Below are 21,678 nucleotides of genomic sequence, written 5' to 3'. Positions count from 1 at the left end.
TCAAAGGTAAGAAAGGAAAAGGCTGTCGAGCAACCGCGACCATCCGGAAACCATGACGAACAACAACTTGAGCGGCAGGGAAATGGTCATGGGCGACACCATCTGCATACCCAGCGCCAATAGCAGGTTGGACACAATCAGATCGATGACGATGAACGGAATGTAGATCAGGAAACCGATCTCGAACCCGGCCTGCAGCTGCGACACCACAAAGGCCGGGATCAGCAAAATCAAGTCTTCGCGCTGGGTGCTCTGCGCCATTTCAGGCGGCCACATGCGCACGCTGTTTTCGTGCAGATGGGTCAATACATCCGGATCGGTGTTGCGTTTCATGAACATGCGTAACGGTTGCACGGCCACAAGGCCGGTCTCTTGCATCGTCTGCACGCTACTCATGTCCAGGGGCGTGCTCTGGAGGTTTTCGGCGATCTGATAGCCCACGGGGGCCATGACGAAAAGCGTGGCGGCCAGAGCGATGCCATTGATCGCCATGCTTGGAGGCACCTGCTGAACACCGATGGCGTTACGCGTAATCATCAGCACAATGACAATTTTCAAGAACGCCGTGCACACCACTAACAGCATCGGCAGCAACGACAGCGCACCAAAAAACAACGCCAGGACAACGGGGTCGACGCCCTGGAATATCATCGCGAGAACACCACGCGCGACAACTGCAAACCGAGGCGCCCGTCTACTTCCACCAACTGCCCCTGCCCAATCGGCCGGTCGGCGTAATACAGGCCGGCGGTACCGGGGGCATAGCCGGTGATGCCCAACACAGCACCGGGCGCCAGATTGCGCAGTTCGCCCAGGGTCAGGTTCAAGACGCCACAGCGCACGGTCAGCGCCATACTCAAGTCATCAAAGGGTTCCCGGCCAAAGACATCCTCCATCGGCTGATCCGGCTCCTCTTGCGCATACTCCGGTATTACAAACTCTTCGTTCACACGCGCTTCCTCTATCGCAGTAAGGTTCAGGCACCACCGCCCGGATTCATCATCAATACGCCCGTGCAGCCGATGACGGCCGACATGCAGGTGGCCCTGGCCCTGCACATCGAAAAACGCCTGCTCGAGTATCAACACATCACCCGCGCGCAAGCCGCGCACTTGCGCGACGGGCAGGTTCAAGCGGCCAAGGGACGCCGTTATGACCAACGGAAAAGAGGCAGGCAGCGGATCGCACGTCGGCTCCCACGGGCCCGCCGCATACGCAGCCAGCAAGCTCTGCGGAGCCATCCACAGGTAACCTGCAACCCTGGAAGGCCCCAGCGTCACCGTAAAACGACAACCAAAGTTCAGCTTCCTGGGCGTCGGCAGCAAACGCAGGTAACCAAATAACGCCAACACTTGCGGGCTAAGGTGGTGCTGGAACAGCTCCCAGAACCAGGAGGTCGGGTCGTTGCCGGCCTCGGCCAGGGTCACCGGGCATTCACCCATCAGGCTGAACATCGCCTCGGGGTCGGAGAACGCGAGCACACCCAGGGCGCTCTCGAAAAAAAACGGGCTGGCCGCGTCAGGGGCACAGCCTGGCTCGAGCGAAAACGCGCCGTGCTGATCGCCAACCGCAAACGGCATGCGTAAGCCGCGCCCAAGCCGATGCAGCGCCGCCACCCTGGTGGCTTCAACCAATGGCAGTGTTAACGCGGACAGGATCATGCCGAGGTCACGCGCACATCGACAGCCTGCCCCAAGGCTTCGCTCAGCCGGTTTTGAAGGCTGTTGCTCACTGCGCCGAGCCATCGCGTGGCGTGCTGTTCTTCAGCGTGCAGCCCGATGTTCCAGACGCCCGATTGGCGCTGCACACAAGCCTTGATTCGCCCCTGCCCTCGCAGGTAAAGCACCGCCAGCAGCGGCCATTGCATACCTGCCTGTATTCGAGGCGCCAATTGCTCAGCCAGCGCCTCGATCATCAACCTGTTCGCCCACAACTGCGGTGCGGGAGCGCAGGAAACATAACCGCCTACGCCATCGGCATTGACCAGCAGCCGGGCGAACACACGCATGGCGTCCACCGGCACCGCACCGCCAACGGCGGGTTCCTCGTCGGCGCCATATTCGCGCGCACCAGGCCGCTCGGGCTTGCCTTCAGATATCTTGCTCATGTTTCTTCCTGCAGCAGTAACCTTGATAACTCCAAAAGCTTTTCGACTTCGCGCAAGCATTGGGTGGCCTGCTTTTGCGCAGTGTCGACCTGGGCCACCTGCTGCTCTTGCTGCCCGTGCAACCCACGCACCTGCGCTTCTTCGCGCAGCGTGCTGGCGGACAACGAGCGTTCCTGCGTATTCCACGATTTGAGTTCCTGAAACGAGATCACTTGCCCTTGATGCTTGCTCAATAGCTGCGCACCTTGCTGGGCTTCCTGCAGGCGGGTTTGCTCAAGGACGCGCTGCGCCTGCTCGACTTGCAATTGCAGCGCTCGCTGATGCCTTTTAGCCTCGCCCAGGACGCGCTCGGCGCGGTCTGCCCGATGCTTGCGCAGACGCCGCAGGGTTTCCAACTCAGAAAGGGACATAGGCCGTCAGCTCCGTCAGTTGTTGCAGGGTCGTCTCTATCGCTGAAGGCCCGCGCAAGTCCTGACGCAGAAAACCATCCACCGCCGCGCGACTGTCCACTGCCAGGTCGGTCAGCGCGTCACTGCCGGCCTGATACTCACCCAGCTTGAGCATCAACTCGATCTGCTGGTACGCCGATAACAGGCGTCGCAGCGCGGTGCCGGCATTAATATGCTCAGGCGTCGCGACATTGCTCAGAATCCGCGAAAGGCTGGCCAGTACGTCAACCGCTGGGTAATGACCACGCTCAGCCAGTTTGCGCGACAGCACAATATGACCATCGAGCAGCGAGCGGACCTCATCCGCCACCGGGTCGCTCATGGAGTCCTGCTCGATAAGCACGGTGTAGATCGCGGTGATCACGCCGTCGCGCGTCAACCCGGCGCGCTCCACCAACCGCGGCAGCAAGCTGTATACCGAAGGCGGCAAGCCGCCACGGCCCAAAGGCTCACCGGCCGCCAAGCCGATTTCCCGCTGCGCGCGCGCGAACCGGGTCAAGGAGTCGATCAACAGCAACACCCGCTTACCCTCACGGCGATAACCCTCGGCCAGCGCGGTGGCCGTGAACGCTGCACGGGCTCGTTCCATGCTGGAGCGGTCGGACGTCGCGCACACCAGCACGGCCTTGGCCCGCAATTGCTCATCCAGCTCATGGTCGAGAAATTCACGCAGCTCCCGGCCGCGCTCGCCGATCAAGCCGAACACAATCACGTCGCACTCGACGTTCCGGGCAATTTCGGCCAGCAAGGTGGTCTTGCCACAGCCCGCGCCGGCAAACAGACCCACACGCTGGCCCTCGCCAAGCGTCAACAAACCATCGATCGAGCGCACCCCGGTAGCCAGGGCCCGATGGATCCTCGGCCGGTCGGTCGGCAAAGGGGCCTCACACAACACCATGCTGGCATCGGGGCTCTCGGTCTCGACAAACGCGCTGGGGCCAACACCGGTAATCGGTCGTCCGAAGCCATCCAGCACTTGCCCCAGCAGCTCATCACTGACCCGCACCTGATGCGACACGCCCAGACGCTGCACGCCCGCGCCCACGCGTACCCCTTCAAGATTGCCCAAGGCGCTGAGGACGGCGTCCTGCTGATCGAACCCGATGATCTCGGCCAGCATGTGTTCATCGACAGACTTTTCAACCTGGCACAGGTCACCGATACGCGCGCCGGGCAACCGGCATTGCAGCAACATGCCGTTGACGCGTTGGACCCGACCGCGCATCGTCACCGGCAAAAGGTTGCTCAGTGACTGGGTCTGGCGCCGCTCCCAGGCGTCGAGGCGTGCTCGCAGCTCCTCACTCACCAGTGCACCTCATAACGCTGCGCGCCATCGAAGACCACCTTGGCATTGTCGATCAGCACCAACCGCACATTCTCCACTTCGTCACCCACAAACAGCCGACTGCCATCCTCCAGAACGACATGGCCGTTCGGCCCGCCGACGATCTGCACAATCTTGAACGGCAGCGTCCCATCGCGCGTACGCACGCGGCTGATCACCGGCACGGCGTTGTCGAACAACTCACCAAAGCGGTTGAGCATCCGCGACACCAGCTCCACATCGTCCGGGGAAACCGCGCCGTTGAGCACGATCTGGCCATTGACCACCTCCAGGCTGACCCTTTGGCTCAATTCGCGCTCGGCGAGCATCTTCAACAATTGCTCCCGCACTTCAAACGCAGAGGCCAATAGCGGTTTGGCCGTCGCGGGCGCTATCAAGGAGGCCTGGGCATCACGCTCCCCCGGGGAAACCATGCCCACTACCGCGATGATCACCGCAACCAACAGCACCACACTGATCAGGCGTTTTTGCTGCACATGGGACATGGACGACAACGGCAACGCACGCGACGCCTCATGGGCCCGTTGCGTCGGGGTGGGTGCGGGCAGCTCAGGCCACGGCTGCTCGGCGAGGGCAACAGACAGACGAATGGCCCCAACTGAAAACGGTACGTTCAGTGTCAGGCTCGTGATCTGCGCCAGCACCTGCCCCTCGGCGTCATGCAGCAGCCCCGCTTCGGCCTGCACGGACCAATTGGCGCCGATCAACCGCAACCGCGCGTGCTGCTCGGCGATGCCTGGATCATTCAGCACCAGGTCCGCGTCAGGGTGAGCGCCAATGCTCCACGTCTCGCCAAAAAGCGGCAACGCGGCCCCCTGACGCAGACCATTGAGCACGCGCAGCTCAACCATCAGCGAGCCCTTCCGCGCGTTGCAACGGGTTGGGCAATCATGCCGCCGCACCGCGCATCAGTTGATCCTGACCAAGGTCAAAACGCCCCAGCACCTTTACCTTGGATGTGCTTCCCAACTCGGCAAAGGACAACACCGGCACATGGTTGAACTCCTCCAGCAACAAGGTGCGCAATGGACTACGCAGGTCCTGCGCAACCAACATCACACTTTTAGTTTTGGCACGTAAGGTAAAAGCTTGGTTGAGAAGGTTGATCAACGCGGCACTGGTTTCGCTATCAAGCGCAAAGAACACCCCGGTCTGGGTCTGGCGCAAGGCATCGCGCAAGATGTTTTCGCTATGGGGGGACAGCAACCAGGCATGCAGACCATCCTCTTCGCTGTACTGGTGGAAGATCTGCGCCTTGAGGGCAATGCGCGCATAGTCGGCAAGCGCGTCCGGTTCGCGCTCATGCTGGCCGTACTCGATCAGCGCTTCGACAATCAGCCGCACCGCTCGCAGTGGTACGCCCTCACTGGCCAAACGTTGCAACACCGCTGAAAACCGCGACAACGGCATGATGCGCTGCAGCTCCTGCACCAGTTCCGACTGGTTGTGCTCAAGCCAACTGAGTATCGCCTTGCTCTCCTGGATCCCCAGGAACTGCGGCCCGCTGAGCATCATGGCCTGCCTCATGCGTTCGATGATCAGGCTCGTAGCGCTAAAGCGCTCCAACTGTGGGTCATCAAGCAGCGGATCATCGGCCGGCAACCACAGCCAGCCCTCTTCGTCACGCTCGGCCAGCCCCGGTATTGCGTGCTCGGGCTCTGCCGTGAAGGCCCCGCGATCAACGGCCAAGCGGGTGACGACCGAGGCTTTGATCATCGGTACTTCATGCACGCAAAAGCGCATTTCGTCGTCGGCCAGGGCGTCATCGAGCTCGACCTCGAACGGCGGCAATGTCAGGCCGATATTGGCGACCAGCGAATTTCGGGCCTGGCGGATCCCGTGAATAAGATCCGTCACCTCAGGTGTGCCGCGCAACGCCGGGGGGAACTGCAAAAGATAAGGCCGTGAGGGATCGAACCCGCGCAAATCCTCCTCTCCGTTCTCTTCGGGGCGGACGGCGTCGGCGGCTTCATCCTCGGGCTGGTCCTTGCGTTGACGCTGACGCATCAAGTAATACCCCAAGGCACCGGTTGCCGCGCCGAGCAGGATAAACACCAGGGTGGGCATGCCGGGCACCGCTGCAAACGCGAGCATCCCTATCGACGCAATCATCCAGCTCTTGGGTTCACTGGTCATTTGCCGGGCAATTTCAGCGCCCATGTGAGTGATGCCCTTGCCCCCAGCCGGCGCCACGCGAGTGATGATCATGCCGGCCGTAAGGGAGATCAGCAGCGCCGGAATCTGCGCGATCAGGCCGTCGCCGATGGTCAGCACCGAATACAATTGGATCGATTCGGCCGCACTCAGATCGTGTTGGAACATACCCGTGGTAAAACCGCCCAGCAGGTTGACCACCACGATAATCAAACCGGCGATGGCGTCGCCCTTGACGAACTTCATGGCCCCGTCCATCGCGCCGAACAGCTGGCTCTCGCGAGATAACTGCTCGCGTTTTTCCCGCGCTTGCATGCCGTCGATAAGACCGGCGCGCAAGTCACTGTCGATGGACATCTGCTTACCCGGCATCGCATCCAGGCTGAACCTCGCGGCGACCTCGGCGACCCGCTCCGAGCCCTTGGTGATGACCAGGAAATTGACCAGGGTCAGAATCAGGAAGATCACCATCCCCACTGCCAGGTTGCCCCCCACCACGAAATTGCCGAACGCCTCGACGATGTCGCCGGCGTCCTGTTCCAGCAGGATCAGGCGCGTGGTCGCGATCGACAGCGCCAGACGAAACATGGTGGTCAGCAGCAAGATCGACGGAAACGAAGAGAACGCCAGGGGCCCCGGCAAATACAGCGCCAGCACGATCAATAAGCATGAGATGCAGATGTTGACCGCGATAAGAATATCCACCAGCCAGGTGGGCAGCGGCACGATAAAGATAAACACGATGCCCAGGACCACCACGGCGCCCAGCACTTCGGCACGCTGTGCCGCTTTGAGCAACACCTTGTTGACGGTAGACAGCACGGTCACACCGGAGCCCCCAGACCACCGACAAAGCGTGCGGGGCCGCGCTCAACCCGGTCCAGCTCGCCCATTACCGCCAAAAAGCTATCCAGGGCGCTCTGACGCACTCGACTGTCCGGCCACAAGGCCAGGGGCAGTTGCCGAATCAGCGGGAAAAGCGCGTTAAGCAGGACCACTTGCTGGGTATTCGGGGCACTTCCCAGATCATGCCCAAGGCGCAGGACTTCACCCGCATCAATCCCGCTGCCGGCGTAACCCAGCAGACGCTGCAGCAGGCTCACGGCGTCGCAGTCCAGGGCCAGGCGCTGGTTCAACGCCTGGCAACCGGCCAACACGCTGCTCAACTGAGCGCAACTTTGCAGGGCCAGCAACAAGGTGCGCAGCCGAGGGGTGGGCATTGCAGAAACCAGCACTGCGATGTCGTCAGCCAAGGCCTTACGCATGCTGCCGAGCCGGGTGGAAAACGTATCGCCACCGTATACACCCAGCAGGGCCTGCATCATCGTCGCCAGGGATTGGCGCGTGGCCACGCTGGCGTAATAGAGAGCACGCAGCGCCTGGCGTTCCTGAGCATCGCCGCCGGCCTCCAGCAACGCCGTGGCGAATTTGAGGCCTGCCTGGATTTCCCCTTTGTAACCGATGCTCAGCATGGCAATGGCATCCCGCGCCTTGGCCGCTTCAGACGAGCGCACCTCAGCGTCCGCCTGGACTTCCAGGTACCGGAGCACCACGAACGCACGCGCCGGGTCGCCCTCGGCAAGCTCCAGCAACTTGTCGGCACTGGGGTTGTGCTGCAACTGCTGCCTGAACCGCCGAGAAATAGCCGCGAAGGTCTCCTGGGCCGGATGACCAAGCTGATCATAAAGTTGCGCAAGCTGCTCGACAGGCGGAACGCGTATCGACGTCGCGCGCAGCACTCGGTTATTGGCCACTACTTCTTGGTCGAAGAGCTGGGCAAGCTCCTCGAGCTTGACTGGCTCAGGCGTGGAGACGCGTGCAACGACCGATTGATCCAGGCGTTGGGACGATGGCACATCGTTAAGAGCTTCGACTTTCATGAGCATGCCAAGACGGGAAGAGTGTGTCCCTATGTGGCAACGCGCGCCGATACGGTTCCATCAAAGTTTATCCGTCGACTGCCTTGAAAAGACCGACACAAACCATCGAGGCCTTTTGCAAAAAATTGCGCAGCAGCACTCTATTTAAATATATTTATCTATATAAATCAGTAGGTTGAACGTTTCTCTCGGTTGGCACAGCCAGTGCTAAAGGGGTTCTCGTCGAAAACTTTTCGACAGTGTCTACCTTGAGGAAAACACCGTGAATATCCCTATTGATGCTTTAGCGCACCTTGTTGGCGGCTCGCCTCAATTCATGCTCGAACTGACGGACGACCAACAAAAAAAACTCCGCCGTTTTATTCACAAACGCGTGCTCAACCACGAAGATGCGGACGACATCCTGCAACTGACGTACCTGGAAGCATGGCGTAACAGGGAACGTTTCAGTGGCCAGGCGGCCCTCAGCACCTGGATGTGCGGCATCGCGCAGAACCTGATCCGCAACCACTTCAGGCGCCTGTATGCCAAGCCGGTGCATTGCGAATTCGACGAGTCGCTGTGGCATGGCCAGGAAGACAACAAAAACCTGGACTGGGAGTTCGAGATCAACCGGCGCCTGGAAAATACCTTGAGCGCCATTGACCACCTACCTGCGGAAATGCGTAAAACGCTGTACGCCTCACTGGAAACCGACGGCAGCTACCAGGACACTGCCGACGTGTTGGACATCCCCATAGGCACCGTTCGCTCACGCCTGTCACGGGCGCGCGAACACCTCAAGCGTGTCACCCACAGCTCGATTTACCCATAAGCAAAACCAAGTGTTGGGCGGCAGGGATATTGCCCAACTCGATCACAAATTTTTGGGTACGCCGCTGCAAGAGCGCCAGCAACCCGAAGCCCCGCCAGCGATCATCCGCATATCGCCCGGCCCCCCCACTCCCGCGTAGCCCTCGACTGCCTGCACACGTCTCCCATGAGGGCGAGTTCAACCCTCTGTGGCGAGAGCGCTGGTCCGCGTTGGGCTGTAGCCGCCCCAAAACTGGCATTTTTGGTTAAACAGTTGAAAGCGCAGATAAAAATTAAAAATAAACGCTTGACGCATTTCCGTTCTACGCGAATAATGCGCGCCACTTGGCTACGTAGCTCAGTTGGTTAGAGCATAGCATTCATAATGCTGGGGTCCGGGGTTCAAGTCCCTGCGTAGCCACCAAGTACCGATCCATAGATGTCTACAGCAGTCTGTGAATCACCCCAAGAAGCCCGCCTCGTGCGGGCTTTCTTGTTTCTGGCGTTCAGCGCCGTATCCCCCTACTCCTAAAACATGGCCAATGCCTGAAATCTCATGGCACCTTGAAAAAATCGCAACACCCGTGATAATGATAAGAATTATCATTAAGTACACTCCGATGACCCACGTTGCGCTCGCTTCTTCCAGTGTTCGGCAGACGGTTCTGCACAGTCTTTTTGGCGACCACCACGGGTGGCTGCTCAGCCGCCTGCGGGCGCGGCTTGGTTGTACTTATGATGCCGCTGACATGGCTGCCGAAGTGTTTGCGCAGGTTGTCGCCTTATCCGAGCCGCAGGCGATACGCGAACCCAGGGCGCTGCTGACCACCATTGCCAAGCGCTTGATGTATGACACTTGGCGCCGACGCGATCTGGAGCGCGCCTACCTGGAAGTGTTGGCGTTGCAACCCGAAGCCTTCGCCCCCTCCCCTGAAGCCCACGCCCTGGCAATTGAAGCATTGCTTGAAATCGATACCTTGCTGGCAGGCCTTTCGTCGCGGGCCCGTACCGCATTTCTGTGCAGCCAGGTAGACGGTATGAAGTATGCCGACATTGCCGAGCTGATCGGCGTCTCGACTATCCGGGTGCGCCAATACGTGGCCAAGGGTTTGAAGCTGTGCTGCCAGCAGCTGAGGCACGAATGAAACGCACGTGCTCAGCGGTCGATGAAGCCATCGAGTGGATGGCCTGCATGCGTTCGGGCGAAGTCCTGGCCGACGAACAAAAGGCCTTCGACGCCTGGTTTGCCAACCCGAGCAACGCCCAGGCCTGGGAGAAAGTGCAGGGGCATTTGGGTGCGACGTTTTCCCCCCTTGTACGCGGCGCGGACTCACAAGTACGCCGAGTGCTGCAAGCCCCCGACCTGCAGCGACGGCGCCTGCTGCGTGGCGCGCTGGTATTCGGCGGCGTGGGCATCGGTGTGGCGCTGGTGGGTCGGCAGAGCACACTGTTGAGCACCGTCGGCGCCGACTTTCGGACCGCCACCGCGCAACGGGCGAACTTCAACCTGGCGGATGGCAGCACGTTGCTGCTGGATGCGCGCAGTGCGGTGGATATCAATTTCACCAAGAGTGAACGCAACCTGATGCTGCATGCCGGCAAGCTGGTGATTGAGGCGAGTGACGACCCTCGACCGTTGGTTGTGCAAACGCCCTACGGATTTGCACGCGGCACCGCCACGCGCTTTATGGTTTCGCTGCAAGACGGCTCCGCGCACGTGTGGGGCATGCGGTCCAACCTCTGCGTTGCTCGCCCCAACGGCTTTTGTTCAGTGCTCCAGAGCGGCGCGGGGGCACGCCTGGACTCCAAAGGCATCACGCCACTGGCGGCGAATCGTAAAGGCGAAAGCAGTTGGGAAAGCGGCAAGCTCAGTGTGGACGACTGGTCGCTGGGCGACGTGATCGAGGCATTGCAGCCTTATCGGCGCGGGGTGTTACGCATCAGCCCGGCGGCGGCCAGGCTACGTGTCTCCGGTCTGTTCCCCCTGGACAGCAGTGACCGCGCACTTGCCGCGCTGGAGCAGATCCTGCCTGTACGCAGGAAGGAGTACCTGGGCTTCTGGACCCAGATCGAACTGCGCGGCTGAGTTTTTTTCATCTGCCCTGTATCGCTTTTTCAATCTCGTTGGACATAGACATAAACCGCTAATAAAAGCGGAGCCGCCAACATGGAGTGACCTATGTCCAATCGTTTTAACAGTGCGTTCAGGCTGACGTCTGTGTGCTTCGCCCTTTTACTGGCCCAGGGATACGCGTCGACCAGCCTTGCCGAATCGGCGTCGACGGGCAGCCAGTCTCTACACCATTTTGACTTGCCGGCCGACGCCCTGGCGGCGACCCTCGACCGCATCGCTCGCCAGAGCGACAGCGAAATTGTGTATGTGCCGAATCTCGCCGCCGGGCTGCGCGCGCCAGCCATCAAGGGCACCATGAACGCCGAGCAGGCTGCACAAATGGCCATTGAAGGCAGCGGCCTGTCAGTACGTACCACCTCTGGTGGCACCCTGACACTGGATGCCTTCGGCAGCATGACGCTACCGGCGCAAGCGATTGTCGGCATGCAGACCGAAGCCCCGACCGTCTCCGTGGGCACGAAAGTCCCGCTGCGTCTGCGCGAGGTGCCGCAGACGATCAACGTGATTGGCCAGGAGCGCATTCAAAAACAAAACCTGTATACCCTTGAAGATGCGTTGGGCAAGGTCGGCGGCGTAACCGTGCAGCGAATCGATGCCAGCCGCCTGAGTTTTTTCTCGCGGGGTTTCGAAATGACCTCGCTGCAATTGGACGGTACGCCGACCACCATGGACAACCGGGTGTTCCTGTCTCCCGACTTGACCATGTATGACCGCGTTGAGGTACTTAAAGGGCCGTCCGGCAGCTTGACCGGTGCCGGCGGCCCCGGCGGCAGCATCAACCTGGTACGCAAGCGACCGCTGGCCGAGGCGGCAGTCTCGGCGCAAATCAGCGCCGGCTCATGGGATGACTACCGTGGCATGGTGGACGCCACCGGCCCGTTGACCGAGAGCGGTAATGTGCGTGGGCGCCTGGTACTCAGCGAGCACGACAAGGGTTACTACTACGACGGTGGCGGCAAGCGTGAGTCGAATCAGATCTATGGCATTGTCGATATCGACCTGACGCCGGACACGGTCTGGACCATCGGAGCGAGCAATCAGAATACCGACATCCGCGGCGCCCAGCGCTCGCTGCCGGCCTATCGTTACACCAATGCGGCCGGTGAGGCGGCCATGTCGCTGCCGGATGCGTCGCGCAAACATTTTTACGGTGAAGACTGGAACCGTGACTACTTCTGGAGCACCGCCGTATTCACCGAACTCGAGCATCAGTTAGGGGATGGCTGGAAAACCAAGTTGTCCCTGCGACACGCCGACAATAACTACGACTTGACCCAGGCTTACGCGCGCAACGGTGGAGGCATAGACCCGGCGGACAAGCAGGTGTCGATGAGCTCGATCATGTTTGATTACCGGGAAAAACAGGACGAGGCCGACGTGTATGTCGACGGTCCATTCAGCTTGCTGGGGCGTGAACACAAAGTGCTGCTGGGCGCCAACTATTCGCGCTCCGAATTCGCCTCCAACGGGGGGTATTTCTCGGATTACCTGGGTGACGTAGATCTCAAGAATCCGCAGCCCGACTTTGCTTACCCGGCCTTCCCGGACTCGGACAAATTGCCCACCAGCGTGGCCAACACCCGCGCCAAAGCGCTCTACAGCAATCTGCGCCTGAGCCTTGCCGACCCGTTGACGCTGGTGCTCGGCGGGCGCTTGACCTGGCTTGAGATGCACCGCAGCCAGCACCAGCCCGAGGCGGGTTCACCGTCGCAAAAGAACGGTGACAGCGTGTCGCAGAAATTCACCCCGTTTTACGGGCTGATCTACGACCTCAACGATACCTACTCCTTGTATGCCAACTATGCAGGAGTGTTCCAACCGCAGGCCGTCAGCAACCTGGACATCAACAACAACATCCTCAAGCCGCTGGAAGGCAAGCAGCACGAAGTGGGAATCAAGGGCGAGTTCCTCGATGGCGCGTTGAACGCCTCGCTGGCCGCGTTCCAGATCGAAGAAGAAAACCGCGCGATTCCAGATATGAACGACCCTGCCTCGCGCGCCGTGGTGGCCGGCGGTAAGGCACGCACGCGCGGCTTCGAGGCGGAACTGAGTGGGCAGATGACGCCCGATTGGTTTCTCAGCGCAAACTTCACCCACACCTACAAACGCTATGACAGCGCCAACGAGCAGTTGCAGACCTACCTGCCGAAAAACATGTTGCGGGTCTGGAGCCTGTACAAACTGCCCGGTGAGCTGGAGAAGTGGAGTCTCCAGGGCGGCGTCAGCGTCGTCAGCGAGACCTACAACAAACTGGATGTCCCCGGCATCGGCATGAACGGCACCAAACTGCGCCAGGGCGGATACGCCTTGTACGATGCGGGCATTGGCTACCAGATCACGCAAAACCTCTCCGCCGACTTACTCGGCACCAACCTGGCCGACAAGAAGTACTTCCAGCGGATTAACACCTTCCAGGACGGGAATATCTTCGGTGATCCCCGTGCCGTGTCCATGACACTGCGCGCCAAGTTCTGACTACGATTGCCCGCCTCTCATTCGGCATACTTCGGTATGCCGTTTTTTTTGGCTATGTGCCAGCCAGGCAATCGCAGTGGCGCAATCACAGATGCACGCAAAAATACTGCCCATCTGTATTTTGACGCTCGCCCGACCCCACTGTTAGTGTCCAGCCTCCCCCCACACACGGAGTACGCCACAGTGATACTGGACATCTATCAAGTCGACGCCTTCACCCATCGGCCCTTTGGCGGTAACCCGGCGGCGGTGTGCCCGCTTGGCGAGTGGCTGGCGGATGAGCAACTGCAAAACATCGCCGCCGAAAACAACCTCTCCGAAACCGCTTACTTCGTGCCCCGTGATGGGTTCTATGAGTTGCGCTGGTTTACCCCGCAAGTCGAAGTGGAGCTGTGCGGCCATGCCACGCTGGCAGCCGCGTGGGTGTTGATCAACCAACTGCGCGATGCGCCTGACGTGCTGCGTTTTTCCACCCGCAGCGGTGAGCTTCGGGTCACGCGCCAAGGCGACGAACTGGCGATGGATTTTCCGGCCAGGCAACCTGAGCGCTGTGAGCCGCCAGCCGGCATGCTGAAAGCACTAGGGGTTGAAACCGCCGAGGTATTTGGCACCGATGACTACATCGTACGGGTGGACAACGAAGCCCAGGTCGCGGCGCTTGCTCCGGATTTCGCGAGCCTCAAGGGCCTGCCTAAGCGCGGCATCGCGGTGACCGCCAAGGGCACACAGTTTGATTTCATCTCACGTTGGTTCGGGCCGAATGTGGGCGTCAATGAAGACCCGGTTACAGGTTCGGCGCACACCTCGCTGGCGCCGTTCTGGGCCGAGCGCCTGGGTAAGACAACACTGACAGCAGAACAAGGCGGCCAGCGCCGTGGCCAGTTGCGCTGCGAGCTCAAGGGGGACCGCGTGATCATTTCCGGCAAGGCCGTGCTGTATCTGCAAGGCCAGATTCACCTGTAAAAAGCAGCTCCCCAGGACAACAGATCATTCTCAAAATGAACGGAGTTCAGCGCGTGTTTTCGATTTCCCGCCGTCAATTGTCGGTCATCGCCGCAGCCCTGGCCCTCGCGGCCTGCCACACCCCGGTCAACGAACAGCCACCGGCACCGGAGTTGGGGTCAGGCTATCGCACCGATCTGGCCACCCAACATGCCACACGCCATATGGCCGCCGCCGCCAACCCGCTGGCCGCCGAAGCCGGGCGTGAGATGTTGCGCCAAGGCGGTTCGGCGATAGATGCAGCCATTGCCATGCAGGCCGTGCTGACCCTGGTGGAACCGCAATCTTCCGGCATCGGCGGTGGCGCGTTCATCATGCTGTGGGACGGCAACAACGTGCACGCCTATGACGGCCGCGAAACGGCCCCGGCCGGAGCGACTGAGCGGTTGTTCCTGAACGCTGACGGTACGCCGCTGGCCTTCACCGATGCGCAGATCGGCGGGCGCTCGGTGGGTACGCCCGGCGTGTTGCGCGCGTTGCAAATGGCGCACCAGAAAACTGGCCGGCTGCAATGGGCCACGCTGTTCGAGCCGGCGATTCGTTTGTCTGAACAGGGCTTTGCCATTTCCCCACGCTTGCACAGTTTGATCGCCGCAGATCGCTTTATCCCGCAATCGCCAGAGATGGCAGCCTACTTCCTGAATGCCGATGGCACCCCCAAGGCCACCGGCACGCTGTTGAAAAACCCGGCGCTGGCCGCGGTGTTCAGGCGCATCGCCAAGGAAGGGCCGGATGCGCTTTACCACGGCGCGATTGCCGACGAGATTGCGCGCAAAGTGCAGGGCAACCGCAACGCGGGCACCCTGTCCCAGGCGGATCTCAAGGGCTACGCCGCCAAGGAACGCGCGCCACTGTGCACCGATTACAAACGCTGGAAAATCTGCGGTATGCCGCCACCGTCGTCGGGTGGGATCGCCGTCGCCCAGATCCTGGGGACATTACAGGCGTTGGAGGCCCGCGACCCGCGCCTGGCCATCGCGCCGATGACACCGGTGAAAACCGCATCACCTGCCGGGCTGGAGCCAGCACCCGAAGCCGTCCACCTGATTGCCGAAGCCGGCCGCCTGGCCTTCGCCGACCGCGCGCTATATGTGGCCGATGCGGACTTCACGCCCGTGCCGGTCGCGGGCCTTGTGGCCCCGGATTACCTGGCCCGACGCGCCACATTGATCGGTAAGCGCAGCATGGGCATCGCCAAGCCAGGCCAGCCTGCCGGTATTCAAGTAGCGTATGCGCCAGACCGTTCGCCGCTGCGCATCTCCACCTCACAAGTGGTGGCGGTGGATGACCAGGGTGGCGCCGTGTCGATGACTACCACGGTGGAAGCCGCGTTTGGCTCACATGTGATGGTGCAGGGCTTTTTACTGAACAACCAAATGACCGATTTCTCGTTCATCCCTGAAGAAAACGGCCAACCCGTCGCCAACCGTGTACAACCGGGCAAACGCCCGCGCTCGGCCATGGCACCCACCCTGGTGTTCGACCGCCAGAGCGGTGAATTGCTGGCCACGGTCGGCTCGCCCGGCGGTTCGCAGATCATTGAGTACGTGAGCAAATCCCTGGTGGCGATGCTCGACTGGCACCTCGACCCGCAAACCGCCATCAACTTGCCCAACTTCGGTAGCCGCAATGGGCCTACGGAGCTGGAGGCCGGCTTGTTCAGCCCAGGGTTGAAACAGGCGCTCAAGGAAAAAGGCCACGCCTTGAGCGACATTGAGATGACCAGCGGTATCCAGGCGATTGTTCGTACGCGGGATGCTCAGGGAAAAGTGTCATTGAGTGGCGGTGCCGACCCACGACGCGAAGGCGAAGCGGTCGGCGACTGAGGTACTGAGCGGAGGCAACCCCTTGCACCAGGCAAAAAATCTCGGCGCCATTGCGGGCGTCGATCATGGTTTCTGTTCGATCAACGATCCGCTGCGTCCGGATAACCTGTTTATCTGCAAGCAGGTGCACAGTGCCGCGGTGATTGAGTGGCAGGCAGGGCTGGTGGCCAATACGGTCGAGGCCGATGGGGTGCTTGCGCACACGCATCAACCTGTCGCAGTGATCACCGCAGATTGCCTGCCCATTCTGCTCGCATCGCAGGACGGTCAGCATGTGGCGGCGATTCATGGTGGCTGGAAGGGACTGCAACGCGGGATCGTGGCGAATACGGTGCGGCGTTTTGCCGATCTGGGGCTTGCGGCCGACCAACTGCACGTTGCAATCGGGCCGTCGATCAAGCCCTGCTGTTATGAAGTGAGCGAAGGGTTTATTACCGAGTTTCAGGCGGATCAAGGGCACACGTGGCGTGACGGCGAAGCACCATGGAGCGTTGCGCAACCCAAGCCGTTGTTGCCACCGCAGATCACCCCACCGCAGGCGCGGCAAGCACAAAGTGCCTGGTTTGACTTGAGCGGATACGGGCTGATGCTGCTGCAAGCGGCCGGGGTTCGGCGAGAACAGATCGAGGTGAGTGAGGTGTGTACGTATTGCACTTCAACGATGTTTGCCAGCTACCGCCGAAGGACGCATCACCCGGAGGAGGCGAAGACGTTGTTGTATTCGTGGATTGGTCGTACTGATCGGTGACATGGCTCCTACACCCTTCGCGGATCGCTGGTAGCACTGCTGATTTATGGCAAAGGCGCCACCGAGAATATTCCAGCGCATGTCCTGTATAAAATCGCGAAGGAAATGAACCATGCCACTCACTGAGAAAGAGCTAAGAGAACGCGACGCCAAGCGCAATATTGGCGAGGAATTGCTCGCCGCCATCGTGGACGTGAAGGCGGGCCGTCATGGCGGCGTCCATCACGTAGAAACCACTCAAGCGGCCGAAGCAAGCAGTAAAACAGGCTTGTCACAACCCAAATTCGCCGAGTTGCTGGGGGTTTCTGTAAGAACGCTTCAAGAATGGGAGCAAGGCCGGCGCTCACCCTCCGGCGCAGCACGCTCACTGCTGCACATTGCCACCATCCGACCAGACGTTTTTCGTGAGGTCCTCAGTAACGCCTGATGGCGTTACTGACCTCTTTCTAAGATCAGCGACTGATCTTCAACCCCTTGCGCCCCGCATGCCGCTCCAGCGCCAGCTCGATCAACCGGCTCACCAACTCGCTGTAGCTCATCCCAGCCGCCTGCCATAGCTTGGGGTACATGCTGATACGGGTAAAACCGGGCAGCGAGTTGATTTCATTGATCAATACTTCGCCGTCATCGGTGAGGAACACATCGACCCGCGCCAGGCCTGCACACCCCAGCACCCCGAACGCCTCAAGGGCCAGGCTGCGAATCCGCTCGTTGGCCGCGTGGCTGATAGCCGCCGGCACCACCACTCGCGCCGCCTGATCGTCGATGTATTTGCTGTCGTAGGAGTAAAAGCCATTGCTCACGACGATCTCGCCGCAACCGCTGGCGATGGGGTTGTCGTTACCCAGCACCGCGCATTCGATTTCGCGGCCCCGGACGGCTGATTCCACCAGCACTTTTTCGTCGAAACCCAACGCCAGTTCAACCGCGGCATGGTACTCGGCCTCACTGGCGATTTTGCTCACACCGACCGACGAGCCTTGATTGGCCGGTTTGACGAACATCGGCAGGCCGAGCTTATTCACGGCGGCCTCAAAAGAGGTGCGCGCGGCGTTGCGGCGGGTCAGGGTGATAAACGGGGTCACGGCAATGCCGGCGTCGCGCAGCAGGCGTTTGCTGACGTCCTTGTCCATGCACACGGCCGAGCCGAGTACGTCGGAGCCGACAAAAGGCAAGTCCGCCATGCGCAGCAGGCCTTGCAGGCAGCCGTCTTCGCCGAGGGTGCCGTGGACGATGGGGAAGATCACATCAATGTGTTCCAGCACGCCCTGGCCCGCGGTTTCCACCACTTGCTGGCTGGCCTTGCCGGGCACCACCGCCAGTTCGCGGTTGGATTGGTTGAGGGCAATGAGCGCCGGGTTTTCGCTGTTGAGCAGGAAGTTCGAGGTGTCGTTGAGGTGCCAGTGGCCGGCCTTGTCGATACCGATCAGCACCGGCTCGAAGCGCGAACGGTCCAGCGCATCGACGATATTGCGCGCCGATTGCAACGAGACTTCGTGTTCGGCCGAACGGCCCCCAAAAATAATCCCTACCCGCACCTTGCTCATGACCCAGCCTCACTGTTGAACGTAAGGCTTCTTACCACGGGCCGTCAGCGATTCGCCACCAGATGCGCGCCGAACAGCATGTAACAGCCGCCGGCAAAGCGGTCGAGCCACTTGCGCGAACGGCTGTAAAGGTTCGCCATGCGCTGGCTGGAAAACACCAGGGCCACGCTGGAATACCAACTGAACGACAAGGTGGCCATGGTGATCACCGCCAGGGTGAGCAACATCGGCGAGGGCGACGGCGGCATGGTGGACGCGAAGATAGTAGCGACGAACAGAGCTGCCTTGGGGTTCGACAGGTTGCCCAGCAAACCCAGACGCCAGGCAGAGCACAGCGAACGCTTGGGCTCATCCGGCAACAGGCGCTGGCCCATGGTTGGCGCGGAACGCTTGAACAGCTTCAGCCCCAGGTAGATCAGGTAACAACCGCCGATGACCTTGAACGCCAGGTACAACATGGGCGCCGCGGTAAACAGCGACTTGATCCCCAGCCCACCCGCCAGCCCCCACATGATCGTGCCAGTGGCTACACCCGCCGACGCCACCACGCCATGACGGCGCGAACAGCTCGCGGCCAGTTGCGCGGTATTGAAGAAGTTGGGGCCGGGCGTGACCACCGCCACGGTCCATAGCAGGGCCAGCGAGACCAGCGGGGCCACGTAAGCAGGGTTGAGAAAATCCATGGCGTTCAGCTCCATCAGCGCGATGCACGAGCCAGGATCATAGGCCTCGCCCCACGCCCGCACAATCGTACAAGACCCCGGCAGACAAGGACCCGCAGACTGGGTTAACGTGTTTCCACCTCTTTTTTATGACAAGTCACCATGGGCAACCTGACCCACACTCTCGACTGGCTGCACCGTGCCCCGCACGCCAGCGGCCTGGACCGTATCGAGGCGTACTTTGCCGGCTTCGCCTTCGACCCGCATCGCCACGACACCTACGCCATCGGGCGTACGTTGTTCGGCGTGCAGAGTTTTCACTATCGTGGCGGCATGACCCACAGCCTGCCGGGCACGACCATGGTGATTCATCCCGATGAGATTCACGACGGCCGCGCAGGCAGCGACGAGGGTTTCATGTACCGGATGATTTACGTAGAACCGGCGTTGATCCAGCAGATCCTCGGCGGCAAGCCACTGCCGTTTATCCCTGGCGGCTTGACCACCGACCCGAGGCTGTTCCGTGCCAGCGAAGTGCTGCTGCAAAGCCTGGATTGCCCGATCGACCCGTTGCAGGAACAGGACGCCCTGTTCGACCTGGCCCAGGCCCTCGACAATGCCTCGGGAGCCATTGTCAGCCGCAAAACCTTCGATTACCTGGCAGCTGAACGCGCTCGGGAATTTATCCACAGCGCCCTGGGCCGCAGCATCACCCTGGATGAAATGGCTGGCCACGCCGGCCGTGACCGTTGGGCCTTGTCGCGGGATTTTCGTGTGCTGTTCGGCACCAGCCCCTACCGCTACCTGACCATGCGCCGGCTGGACCTGGTGCGCAGTCTGTTGACCCAGGGTCAGTCATTGGTGGATGCGGCAATGACCGCCGGTTTCACCGACCAGAGCCACATGACCCGGCAATTTCGCAGCACCTACGGCATGCCGCCGTCGCGCTGGGTGAAAATGCTCGGGCGCTGACATCCTGTCGCCGTACTCACCGCCGCACTCCAGCGTACCTTGCCCACATTCGTTCGCCGGTAGGCCCAGGCCTCTGGGGCGCACCGCTGCCCGCACCAAAACGGCACATCCGTACTGCGCACTGGAAGCAGCTGCTATCAGGTATGCTTTTCAGGCATGAAACATAAAGAAACAATTTCCCAAGCCTCGTTCGATAAGGAGTCCCGTCTTGGAGTTATCGACTGCCGCGTGGATGGTTCACGACACCCGCCTGATGCTCTGCGTACTGCTGGCCATCGCCAGCATCATCGTGCTGATCAGCGCGACCAAGCTGCCCCCTTTTCTGTCGATTCTGATCGGCACCTTTGTCGCCGGTGTCGGCGCCGGCCTGCCGCCGGAAGAAGTCGCCAAGGCTTTCAGCAAAGGCGCCGGAGCGATCCTGGGTGAAGCCGGAATCATCATCGCCCTGGGCGCGATGCTCGGCGCGCTGATGGCCGAGTCCGGCGCGGCGGATCGCATCGCCACTACCCTGCTGGGGTTGGGCAAAGGCAAGTCATTGCCGTGGGTAATGGCGTTGGTGGCAATGGTGATCGGCTTGCCGTTGTTCTTCGAAGTGGGCCTGGTGATGATGGTGCCGATCATCTTTGTGATGGCCAAGCGTTCGAACCAGCCGCTGCTGAAAATCGCCATTCCGGCACTGGCGGGTATGACCACGCTGCACGCCTTGATGCCGCCGCACCCTGGGCCGCTGATTGCGGTGGGCGCATTGCACGCAGACCTGGGCCTGACCATGTTGCTGGGCTTTTGCCTGGCGGTGCCGGCGGTGATTCTCGCGGGCCCGATCTACGGCAACTGGTTGTCCAGGCGCCTGCACGTGGATGAGCCGACGGACATCGGCGCGCTGTTCAGTGCCCCGCCTAAAGCCGCGCGCCAACCGAGCTTCGGCGTGTCGTTGCTGATCATTCTGTTGCCGGTGATCTTGATGCTCGGCAGTACCTTGGCCAAAGTCGCGCTGCCGGCGCAAAGCAGCGTCGGCCTGACGTTGAAGTTCCTCGGTGAACCGCTGATCGCCCTCGGCCTGGCGGTGATCGCCGCCGTTGTCTGCCTGGGCTGGGCCGCTGGCATGCCGCGCGCGGACGTCGGCAACACGCTGCGCAAAGCCCTTGCGCCCATCGCCGTGCTGTTGCTGACTATCGGCGCCGGCGGCGGCCTCAAGCAAACCCTGCTTGACGCCGGTGTGAGCCAGACCATCAGCAAGGTCGCCGAAGGTGCGCACATGCCTTATTTGTTACTCGCCTGGTTGATCGCCGTGGCGTTGCGCCAGGCCACCGGTTCGGCCACCGTCGCGACCACCACCACGGCCGGTATCCTCGCGCCGATGATGGCCGGTCTGGCGGCGACGCAAAGCTCACTGGTGGCCCTGGCGATTGGCGCCGGCTCGGTGTTCTTCTGCCACGTCAACGACGCCGGGTTCTGGATGGTGCGTGAATACTTTGGCTTGCAGTTAAAGCAGACGATCTGGGTGTGGTCGGTGTTGCAAACCATCGTGTCGGTGGTCGGGCTGGTGGGGACGTTGGTGCTTTGGCACTTCCTGACCTGAGTACGC

The 21,678-nt window shown here is 61.0% G+C and carries 20 protein-coding genes and 1 tRNA gene; 11 read left to right on the top strand and 10 right to left on the bottom strand.

The genetic code is table 11. The features are described from left to right. From sctR to KSS96_RS04350, 8 genes are read right to left on the bottom strand one after another with little or no spacing between them, the layout of a single operon-like run. Positions 1–651: a type III secretion system export apparatus subunit SctR gene (gene sctR / locus KSS96_RS04385; RefSeq protein ID WP_217855758.1), complete on the bottom strand. Its 651-nt coding sequence runs from the start codon at positions 649–651 to the stop codon at positions 1–3. Next, the gene (locus KSS96_RS04380) at positions 648–1,661 is read right to left on the bottom strand and encodes a FliM/FliN family flagellar motor switch protein (protein ID WP_017529930.1); all 1,014 of its coding nucleotides are present in this window, start codon (positions 1,659–1,661) and stop codon (positions 648–650) included. The genes sctR and KSS96_RS04380 overlap by 4 nt, the downstream gene beginning before the upstream one ends. Beyond that, positions 1,658–2,107 carry a type III secretion system HrpP C-terminal domain-containing protein gene (locus KSS96_RS04375; RefSeq protein WP_068933659.1) on the bottom strand — a complete coding sequence of 150 codons (450 nt, stop codon included), beginning with the start codon at positions 2,105–2,107 and terminating at the stop codon, positions 1,658–1,660. Before KSS96_RS04375 ends, KSS96_RS04380 begins: the two co-directional genes overlap by 4 nt. Further along, positions 2,104–2,517 carry a type III secretion system stalk subunit SctO gene (sctO, locus tag KSS96_RS04370; protein ID WP_017529932.1) on the bottom strand — a complete coding sequence of 138 codons (414 nt, stop codon included), beginning with the start codon at positions 2,515–2,517 and terminating at the stop codon, positions 2,104–2,106. Before sctO ends, KSS96_RS04375 begins: the two co-directional genes overlap by 4 nt. Next, a complete protein-coding gene (locus tag KSS96_RS04365) occupies positions 2,504–3,862 on the bottom strand; it encodes a FliI/YscN family ATPase (RefSeq protein ID WP_017529933.1) in 1,359 nt (452 codons plus the stop codon). The genes sctO and KSS96_RS04365 overlap by 14 nt, the downstream gene beginning before the upstream one ends. Next, the gene (locus KSS96_RS04360; RefSeq protein ID WP_217855756.1) at positions 3,859–4,752 is read right to left on the bottom strand and encodes an FHA domain-containing protein; all 894 of its coding nucleotides are present in this window, start codon (positions 4,750–4,752) and stop codon (positions 3,859–3,861) included. Before KSS96_RS04360 ends, KSS96_RS04365 begins: the two co-directional genes overlap by 4 nt. Before the next feature lie 37 nt (positions 4,753–4,789). Continuing rightward, positions 4,790–6,883, bottom strand: a complete 2,094-nt coding sequence (gene sctV, locus KSS96_RS04355) for a type III secretion system export apparatus subunit SctV (RefSeq protein WP_017529935.1) — start codon at positions 6,881–6,883, stop codon at positions 4,790–4,792. Continuing rightward, positions 6,880–7,935 (bottom strand): TyeA family type III secretion system gatekeeper subunit, encoded by a 1,056-nt coding sequence (locus tag KSS96_RS04350; RefSeq protein ID WP_026067423.1) that lies wholly within the window; start codon positions 7,933–7,935, stop codon positions 6,880–6,882. The genes sctV and KSS96_RS04350 overlap by 4 nt, the downstream gene beginning before the upstream one ends. 262 nt (positions 7,936–8,197) lie before the next feature. On the opposite strand from KSS96_RS04350, the gene KSS96_RS04345 reads away from it, so the two are divergent. The 9 genes from KSS96_RS04345 to KSS96_RS04305 all read left to right on the top strand — a co-directional run bounded on the left by KSS96_RS04345 (position 8,198) and on the right by KSS96_RS04305 (position 17,339). Continuing rightward, positions 8,198–8,749, top strand: coding sequence for an RNA polymerase sigma factor (locus tag KSS96_RS04345; RefSeq protein WP_017529938.1), 552 nt, complete (start codon positions 8,198–8,200; stop codon positions 8,747–8,749). Between the two features lie 325 nt (positions 8,750–9,074). Further along, positions 9,075–9,151 (top strand) — tRNA-Met (locus tag KSS96_RS04340). Between the two features lie 196 nt (positions 9,152–9,347). Beyond that, positions 9,348–9,872 carry a sigma-70 family RNA polymerase sigma factor gene (locus tag KSS96_RS04335; protein ID WP_017529939.1) on the top strand — a complete coding sequence of 175 codons (525 nt, stop codon included), beginning with the start codon at positions 9,348–9,350 and terminating at the stop codon, positions 9,870–9,872. Then, on the top strand, positions 9,869–10,813 hold the full coding sequence (locus KSS96_RS04330) for a FecR domain-containing protein (RefSeq protein WP_137219990.1): 945 nt from the start codon (positions 9,869–9,871) through the stop codon (positions 10,811–10,813). The genes KSS96_RS04335 and KSS96_RS04330 overlap by 4 nt, the downstream gene beginning before the upstream one ends. A gap of 93 nt (positions 10,814–10,906) precedes the next feature. Beyond that, positions 10,907–13,336, top strand: coding sequence for a TonB-dependent siderophore receptor (locus KSS96_RS04325; protein ID WP_217855754.1), 2,430 nt, complete (start codon positions 10,907–10,909; stop codon positions 13,334–13,336). A 183-nt stretch (positions 13,337–13,519) separates the two neighbouring features. Further along, a complete protein-coding gene (locus tag KSS96_RS04320; RefSeq protein WP_065877345.1) occupies positions 13,520–14,299 on the top strand; it encodes a PhzF family phenazine biosynthesis protein in 780 nt (259 codons plus the stop codon). A gap of 35 nt (positions 14,300–14,334) precedes the next feature. Further along, positions 14,335–16,164 carry a gamma-glutamyltransferase gene (gene ggt, locus KSS96_RS04315; protein ID WP_217855753.1) on the top strand — a complete coding sequence of 610 codons (1,830 nt, stop codon included), beginning with the start codon at positions 14,335–14,337 and terminating at the stop codon, positions 16,162–16,164. A gap of 22 nt (positions 16,165–16,186) precedes the next feature. Further along, positions 16,187–16,912, top strand: a complete 726-nt coding sequence (locus KSS96_RS04310; RefSeq protein ID WP_026067424.1) for a purine nucleoside phosphorylase YfiH/LACC1 family protein — start codon at positions 16,187–16,189, stop codon at positions 16,910–16,912. Positions 16,913–17,024: 112 nt separating this feature from the next. Further along, entirely contained in the window at positions 17,025–17,339 is a 315-nt protein-coding gene (locus KSS96_RS04305; RefSeq protein ID WP_017529945.1) for a helix-turn-helix domain-containing protein, read from the top strand. Positions 17,340–17,364: 25 nt separating this feature from the next. Here KSS96_RS04305 and ddlA read toward each other — a convergent pair whose 3' ends face one another. Next, entirely contained in the window at positions 17,365–18,459 is a 1,095-nt protein-coding gene (gene ddlA / locus KSS96_RS04300; RefSeq protein ID WP_065877347.1) for a D-alanine--D-alanine ligase, read from the bottom strand. 44 nt (positions 18,460–18,503) lie between these two features. Further along, positions 18,504–19,142: a LysE family transporter gene (locus tag KSS96_RS04295; protein ID WP_116079863.1), complete on the bottom strand. Its 639-nt coding sequence runs from the start codon at positions 19,140–19,142 to the stop codon at positions 18,504–18,506. A gap of 141 nt (positions 19,143–19,283) precedes the next feature. Between KSS96_RS04295 and KSS96_RS04290 the strand changes: the two genes are divergently transcribed. Both KSS96_RS04290 and KSS96_RS04285 read left to right on the top strand, forming a co-directional pair. Beyond that, on the top strand, positions 19,284–20,093 hold the full coding sequence (locus KSS96_RS04290) for an AraC family transcriptional regulator (protein WP_135196356.1): 810 nt from the start codon (positions 19,284–19,286) through the stop codon (positions 20,091–20,093). A 208-nt stretch (positions 20,094–20,301) separates the two neighbouring features. After that, on the top strand, positions 20,302–21,672 hold the full coding sequence (locus tag KSS96_RS04285; protein WP_017529949.1) for a GntT/GntP/DsdX family permease: 1,371 nt from the start codon (positions 20,302–20,304) through the stop codon (positions 21,670–21,672). Positions 21,673–21,678 lie beyond the last annotated feature (6 nt).

The organism is Pseudomonas asgharzadehiana (genome assembly GCF_019139815.1).
GTDB lineage: Bacteria > Pseudomonadota > Gammaproteobacteria > Pseudomonadales > Pseudomonadaceae > Aquipseudomonas > Aquipseudomonas asgharzadehiana.
This window is presented reverse-complemented; position numbering and strand designations above follow the sequence as displayed.

What these genes read in the sequence shown, in the direction of transcription:
- sctR (WP_217855758.1), bottom strand. Translation starts at nt 651, where the DNA reads ATGATATTCCAGGGCGTCGACCCCGTTGTCCTGGCGTTGTTTTTTGGT.
- KSS96_RS04380 (WP_017529930.1), bottom strand. Translation starts at nt 1,661, where the DNA reads ATGATCCTGTCCGCGTTAACACTGCCATTGGTTGAAGCCACCAGGGTG.
- KSS96_RS04375 (WP_068933659.1), bottom strand. Translation starts at nt 2,107, where the DNA reads ATGAGCAAGATATCTGAAGGCAAGCCCGAGCGGCCTGGTGCGCGCGAA.
- sctO (WP_017529932.1), bottom strand. Translation starts at nt 2,517, where the DNA reads ATGTCCCTTTCTGAGTTGGAAACCCTGCGGCGTCTGCGCAAGCATCGG.
- KSS96_RS04360 (WP_217855756.1), bottom strand. Translation starts at nt 4,752, where the DNA reads ATGGTTGAGCTGCGCGTGCTCAATGGTCTGCGTCAGGGGGCCGCGTTG.
- KSS96_RS04350 (WP_026067423.1), bottom strand. Translation starts at nt 7,935, where the DNA reads ATGAAAGTCGAAGCTCTTAACGATGTGCCATCGTCCCAACGCCTGGAT.
- KSS96_RS04335 (WP_017529939.1), top strand. Translation starts at nt 9,348, where the DNA reads ATGACCCACGTTGCGCTCGCTTCTTCCAGTGTTCGGCAGACGGTTCTG.
- KSS96_RS04330 (WP_137219990.1), top strand. Translation starts at nt 9,869, where the DNA reads ATGAAACGCACGTGCTCAGCGGTCGATGAAGCCATCGAGTGGATGGCC.
- KSS96_RS04325 (WP_217855754.1), top strand. Translation starts at nt 10,907, where the DNA reads ATGTCCAATCGTTTTAACAGTGCGTTCAGGCTGACGTCTGTGTGCTTC.
- ggt (WP_217855753.1), top strand. Translation starts at nt 14,335, where the DNA reads ATGAACGGAGTTCAGCGCGTGTTTTCGATTTCCCGCCGTCAATTGTCG.
- KSS96_RS04305 (WP_017529945.1), top strand. Translation starts at nt 17,025, where the DNA reads ATGCCACTCACTGAGAAAGAGCTAAGAGAACGCGACGCCAAGCGCAAT.
- ddlA (WP_065877347.1), bottom strand. Translation starts at nt 18,459, where the DNA reads ATGAGCAAGGTGCGGGTAGGGATTATTTTTGGGGGCCGTTCGGCCGAA.
- KSS96_RS04295 (WP_116079863.1), bottom strand. Translation starts at nt 19,142, where the DNA reads ATGGATTTTCTCAACCCTGCTTACGTGGCCCCGCTGGTCTCGCTGGCC.
- KSS96_RS04290 (WP_135196356.1), top strand. Translation starts at nt 19,284, where the DNA reads ATGGGCAACCTGACCCACACTCTCGACTGGCTGCACCGTGCCCCGCAC.